8 protein-coding genes are annotated in these 5,466 nt (G+C 38.5%); all 8 read left to right on the top strand.

Annotated features, from left to right (window positions below):
* Positions 1-296: hypothetical protein (locus tag G519_RS0137745; protein ID WP_208860932.1), on the top strand; the 296-nt coding region annotated here is incomplete at its 5' end.
* A 168-nt stretch (positions 297-464) separates the two neighbouring features.
* Positions 465-884 carry a hypothetical protein gene (locus tag G519_RS0137740; protein WP_029198945.1) on the top strand — a complete coding sequence of 140 codons (420 nt, stop codon included), beginning with the start codon at positions 465-467 and terminating at the stop codon, positions 882-884.
* Positions 885-960: 76 nt separating this feature from the next.
* On the top strand, positions 961-1,095 hold the full coding sequence (locus G519_RS53205; RefSeq protein ID WP_268633495.1) for a hypothetical protein: 135 nt from the start codon (positions 961-963) through the stop codon (positions 1,093-1,095).
* A 151-nt stretch (positions 1,096-1,246) separates the two neighbouring features.
* Positions 1,247-1,582 carry a hypothetical protein gene (locus tag G519_RS0137730; protein WP_029198944.1) on the top strand — a complete coding sequence of 112 codons (336 nt, stop codon included), beginning with the start codon at positions 1,247-1,249 and terminating at the stop codon, positions 1,580-1,582.
* Positions 1,573-3,255, top strand: coding sequence for a recombinase family protein (locus G519_RS48270; RefSeq protein WP_064743616.1), 1,683 nt, complete (start codon positions 1,573-1,575; stop codon positions 3,253-3,255). The genes G519_RS0137730 and G519_RS48270 overlap by 10 nt, the downstream gene beginning before the upstream one ends.
* 7 nt (positions 3,256-3,262) lie before the next feature.
* Positions 3,263-4,114 carry a hypothetical protein gene (locus tag G519_RS0137720; RefSeq protein WP_029198943.1) on the top strand — a complete coding sequence of 284 codons (852 nt, stop codon included), beginning with the start codon at positions 3,263-3,265 and terminating at the stop codon, positions 4,112-4,114.
* A 110-nt stretch (positions 4,115-4,224) separates the two neighbouring features.
* Positions 4,225-4,926, top strand: coding sequence for an RNA polymerase sporulation sigma factor SigK (sigK, locus tag G519_RS0137715; protein ID WP_029198942.1), 702 nt, complete (start codon positions 4,225-4,227; stop codon positions 4,924-4,926).
* A 59-nt stretch (positions 4,927-4,985) separates the two neighbouring features.
* Positions 4,986-5,466: ABC transporter ATP-binding protein (locus G519_RS46620; protein ID WP_154669668.1), on the top strand; the 481-nt coding region annotated here is incomplete at its 3' end.

The raw sequence follows: 5,466 nt of genomic DNA, 5'->3' as shown, positions 1-5,466 counted from the left end.
AGAACAAGAGAAAAAATGGGGGATGCAAGCATATGAAAGACGAAAAAAACAAAGAGAAAAAGCAGCTGGATGAGCTGAACAAAGGGATGGAAGGCACGATAGAAGATTGGCTCGGAATGAATGATCCAGATGTATTTATTGATTACGTGTGTTTAGAATGTGGGTGTATAGACCCAGTTCCCGATTTCATCGTGGATGAATGTTCATGGGGAGATGAAGATGGAGAAGAACCGACTTTCTTTTGCCCTGCATGTAATGGGACGATGGTAAGAAAGGAAAAGCCGAGGATTGAGTAAAACCGTCGGCTAGAAATGTTTATTCACCCGTAGGGTGATTTTGTTCTTGAACCTGATTATGTAGGTTTAAGTTATAAAGATCTTGAAGCGATTCTTTCTGTAAGTGCGAATAAAATAACTAAATTTCGCTACTCAAAGAATGTTTCTAATGAGTACGGAATAGAATTTGTGGCAAAGTTAGCTTTGATTTGTAGAGTTCCTTTTCATTGGTTAGTAGTTGATGATATCAAGCAAATCTACGATGATGAGCATTTACTCTACATTCAAAATAAAGAAGAAGAGATAATAGGATTTATAAATTTGCTGAAAAATCGGCACATAAGAAATATAAAGGGCATTCGCTTGAAATTCCATAATGACAAATATATTCCATTAAGAATTGAGTCAGGTAATGGTCAAATCACGTTAGAAGTTCTTAATGGTTTCTCAAGTGAGGAGTTAATGTTGGAATTTGAAGAGCTGATTAAAGCATTTAATCCAATTAAAGGTAGAATGTTAACTGTATTAGAGGGAAGAACACATTGGGGCTATATAATTAAAAGTGAAGATTCAGTATTGACTGAGCCAATGTATTTTAAACGGCTATGAGCTATTGGTAGTACAAAATTACGATTAATAAAAATTGAGAAACCTCCTGATATGTAGCATTCAGGGGGTTTTTACTTTGGAGGAAAATCGCAAACGAGCATTAGATCTTTTAGAGAAATGGATTAAACAAGAGGAGGAGCGTGAAGATTGCTCCGACAATGAATCAAAAGAGAACGATGGTAATTCAATCGCTCATGACAACAAAGAATGATGCTGCTATAGCAGCCAAGAAAAGAGCTATTGAGTTGATCATCAAAAGGCTACTATCCAAACCGACTGAATAAAGTCGGTTTATTTTTCTTTTCATTGGGCATAACAGTAATGAGAACAAATGTTCTATTACTTGGAATGTAGGTGTTTGAATGTTTGATTTTGAAGAAGGTTATGCATTGCTAACTAATAGGGGTATTGATTTTGAAGGGAGATTCTACTCAAGTAGTTTAGCTCTAGAAAAGCAATGGTTTAGATTAAAATCAGGATCGATTTGTAATGAGGTAACGGTATATTACGCTCCTGATTGCCTTGATTGTATTTACATAATTAATCCTAATTCGGAGTTGATATGTTGCAATTTACTGCCTACTCCTAAAGTGTTCCCTGAAGAGTATCTACACCAATACTATGCTCGCTTTCAAGAACTGAAGGATCACAGAGCACAAGTACATGCAGCTAAGAAAGGAAGAAGAAAATGGCTATAGCTATATACCCACGTGTCTCGACAGGCAGCCAAGCTGCAGATGGTACAAGCCTTGATGCGCAAACTGAACTTTGCTTAAAAAGGATTTCTGATCTCGGTCACTCCTTGAATGATGTAATTGTGTACCGTGAGGAAGGAGCTAGTGGCGAGGACATTGAACGCCCGCAGCTTAACCGTCTTCGGCAAGATATTGCAAGTGGATTGATCACTCATGTCTTTGTTACTCATCCAGACAGGCTTTCTCGTGACCTCACAGATAAGCTATTTATTTGCAGAGAGTTTGAGTCAAAGGGAATTGCATTGCTATTCGTTGACACAGAGTATTCCTCAACTCCGGAAGGCCAACTGTTTTTTAACTTAATGAGTGTTATTGCTCAGTACGAGCTAGCACTTATTAAGAAAAGAACTGTGCGCGGCAGGCTAAAGGCAGTTGAACGTGATAAGAAGATAATGCCAATGCGGGTTCCACCGTTTGGATATAATTTCGAAAACCAGAATCTAGTTGTAAATGAAAAAGAGGCAGAGGTTGTTCGGAATATTTATCAGTGGTATATCTTTGATCACTTGACCCTACGTGAAATTGGAAGTAAATTGTATGATTTGGGCGTATCCCCAAAAAGGCAAGAAAGTTGCAATTGGGGATCTTCTTCAATTTCGCGTATTTTAAATTCAGAGGTTTATATCGGTAAATACTATTACAATCGCCGAAAATTCAAAAAGGTGAAAGGTGAGAAAACCAAAGGCGGTGCACCTAAAAAAACTTATGAATTTCGTGAGAAAGGTGACTGGATTCTGGTTGAAATTGAGCCTATCGTTGATTCGGCACTTTTTGAATTAGCACAAGAGCAAAAAGTAAAAAACACTACAAGATCCGGAAACACAAAATATGAGTATCTTCTCAAATCAATAATTAGATGTTCGCATTGCGGAAGAACTTGGGATTGTACAACTTATGCATCAAAAGGTTTGTACGATGGTGTGAAAAGAAAGTATACCTGTTATCGCTGCCCGAATAAAAACCCAAAGCGTTATGGAAGTGGTGTGACAGCTTGTCCTGCAAAGACTTTGAGAGCTGATTTGCTTGAAGAGTTTATATGGAATCTCATAATGTCAGTGATATCTGACCCAAATGAGTATATTGCACAATTAGATGTGATGTCGGAGTCAGTTGTTAGTGAGATTAAACAAGCCAGCGAGTTGGTAAGAAATCAACTTAATGAAAAGGGGAAAGAAATTGAAAAAATAAAAATAATGTTTATGCGTGATGTAATTAATGAGGAGCAAATGGCAGAAGAGATTGCCAAAATCAATGTTTCTAAGTTAGATCTTCAACGAACTCTAGACAATTATTTATTGCAACTCGAAGCGTTTGAAGAGGGAAATTTGAATGCTGAAAAGATTACATTAGCAACAGAACGCATTAAGGAGTTCATTGGAAGCAATGGCTCAGAACTATCATTTGAAGATAAAAGAAAAATCGTTGAATGGCTTATTGATGAGGTGAGAGTTCATTATCTAGGTAATGAAGTTCAAATTACAATGATTGGCCACTTAGAAAGCTTGTTAGCAGAGAAGACCAATAAAGAAACGGATGTTGGTGTAGTGCTGCATAGAAAGTTCAAGTTAAAGCAGGCAAATGTATATAGTCCCATGAAGATAGTTGAGTGGGAGTAGTATATCAATGACGATCTTTCATCTCAACTATTTCTTTGAGCAAGGCAAGTATAAGGAAATGAAACAGTACGAATTCATTACGAGCAGTATTAAGGAAAATGTTCGTCTGTTTCAAATGAATTCTGAAAAAATGAGAATTGAATGGAAGGAAATTGGTGTAGTTAGTAAGTTTCTTTCTAACAAAGAATACGCCTGGGATAAGGATGCTCTAAAGGAGATGTTTTATGATCTAGGCATTTTGGTTCATGCATGTTCTATTTGTATTGAGAAGTTAAGTGAAGATCAGCTACTAAGATTAATTAATAAAGATATGCTATTAGTAGAGAAGTTTGTTCGTTTTAGCCCCAATAAACAATTGAAAAATACATATAACATTTGGTGGGCTGATATGGACATTCAAGATCAATTGGTGGTATGGCATGAATATCATAAAAAACTAGAGATCTTATCTGGAGAGTGGTACAGACTTAGAAAACGTGCGTGCTCTTCAGTAATCCTTCAAAAAGAGAAAAAGGTTGTATCCGATTATGGGACAATCTCTCTCTTAGAGACGAAGCCAGCCGTTTTAGTTCAACATTTTCTAAGTATCTTTGGGATCAGTGAATTGTTGGATGTGGTTGTTATAGATATTTCTAAGGTAGAGGAACTTGCGGCCACAGGATTTATTTGTATGTCAGAAATCAATAAGTTTAGAGAGTTTAAGGACGTTAAATTGAAGTTTTTTCTGATGGAGATCTCAAAAGAGCAGGCGATGTATGAGTTCAATCAGAGGAGACTAAAGTTACTTTCTTATCTTAGTGTAACAAGATCCCCACAAGTTAATTTTAATGAGCTAGTTCCAGATGACTTCTTTGTCTAAGTTATAAGGTACAGGCACTTCTAGGCTCCCACCCACATACACTAATACTAAGCTTAAAGCGGAGACTTCCGAACAGCTAAGATCCGCTAACATTGAAGGGGGTGACTGGAATGCCTGGATTGTTTAGCGCAATAGCCGTATTAATTAAGCAGCTAACCTTGCTTGTATCCTATGTCAAAAATAATGCGTTTCCACAACCTCTCACCGAGGAAGAAGAAGAACGACATCTGAGGCTTATGGCAGAAGGTAATGATCACTCTAGGAACAAGTTGATTGAACACAATTTGAGACTGGTCGCCCATATAGTAAAAAAATTCGACAATACAGGAGAAGATTTGGAGGATTTAATCTCCATCGGGACGATCGGATTGATCAAAGCCATCGAGTCGTTCTCGCCGAACAAAGGGACCAAGCTCGCGACGTTTGCAGCTCGCTGTATTGAGAACGAGATCTTGATGCATCTGCGTTCATTGAAGAAAACGCGGAAAGATGTGTCGTTGCATGATCCCATCGGAACGGACAAAGAGGGGAATGAAATTACGCTCATCGACATTCTCGGTACGGAAGTTGATGACGTAGTGGATAAGGTGCAGCTCAAGATAGAGAAGAGCAAAATATATCGGAACTTGGAAATCTTGGACGATCGCGAGAAGGAAGTCGTCGTTGGCCGATTTGGGCTGGAGCTTGGCGGGGAAGAGCGGACGCAGCGGGAGATTGCGAAGGAGCTGGGTATTTCGCGGTCGTATGTGTCGCGGATTGAGAAAAGGGCGCTCATGAAGCTGTATCATGAGTTTTATAAGGCGAAAAGGTAAGGTTACGAATCGGATACTTCATTTATTTGGATCGTGTGCAAGTAATGGAGGTGAAGGTTATGACGTTAATCCATATCGAGAATGCTAGTAAATACTATACGATGGGCGAGGAAACGATTAAAGCATTAGATGATGTCTCGTTAGATATTGATAATGGAGAGTTCGTGGCCATCATGGGGCCGTCAGGTTCCGGCAAATCCACACTGATGAACATCATCGGGTGTTTGGATATTGTAGATAAAGGTATCTATGATCTGGATGGTCAAGCAATAAACGTGCTTAAGGATTCTCAGCTTGCTGAGATTCGTAATCAGAAGATTGGATTTGTTTTTCAGAGTTTTAACCTGCTCCCGAGATTAAGTGCCTATGAGAATGTGGAGTTGCCTTTGATCTATCGGGGAATGAGCAAAAAGGAAAGAGAGCCGCTCGTTTTACATGCACTAGAATGTGTTTTGTCAAGTGAAATTCCCTGGTTTTATCAACAGCTTTTCCCTGGTATAATCATCGGTTTTTCCCTGGTTTTATCATCAGGAATTCCCT

This window comes from Paenibacillus alginolyticus DSM 5050 = NBRC 15375 (assembly GCF_000422905.1).
GTDB classification, from domain to species: domain Bacteria; phylum Bacillota; class Bacilli; order Paenibacillales; family NBRC-103111; genus Paenibacillus_E; species Paenibacillus_E alginolyticus.
Note: the sequence above shows the minus strand (reverse complement) of the source record. Positions and strands in the feature narration are given on the sequence as shown.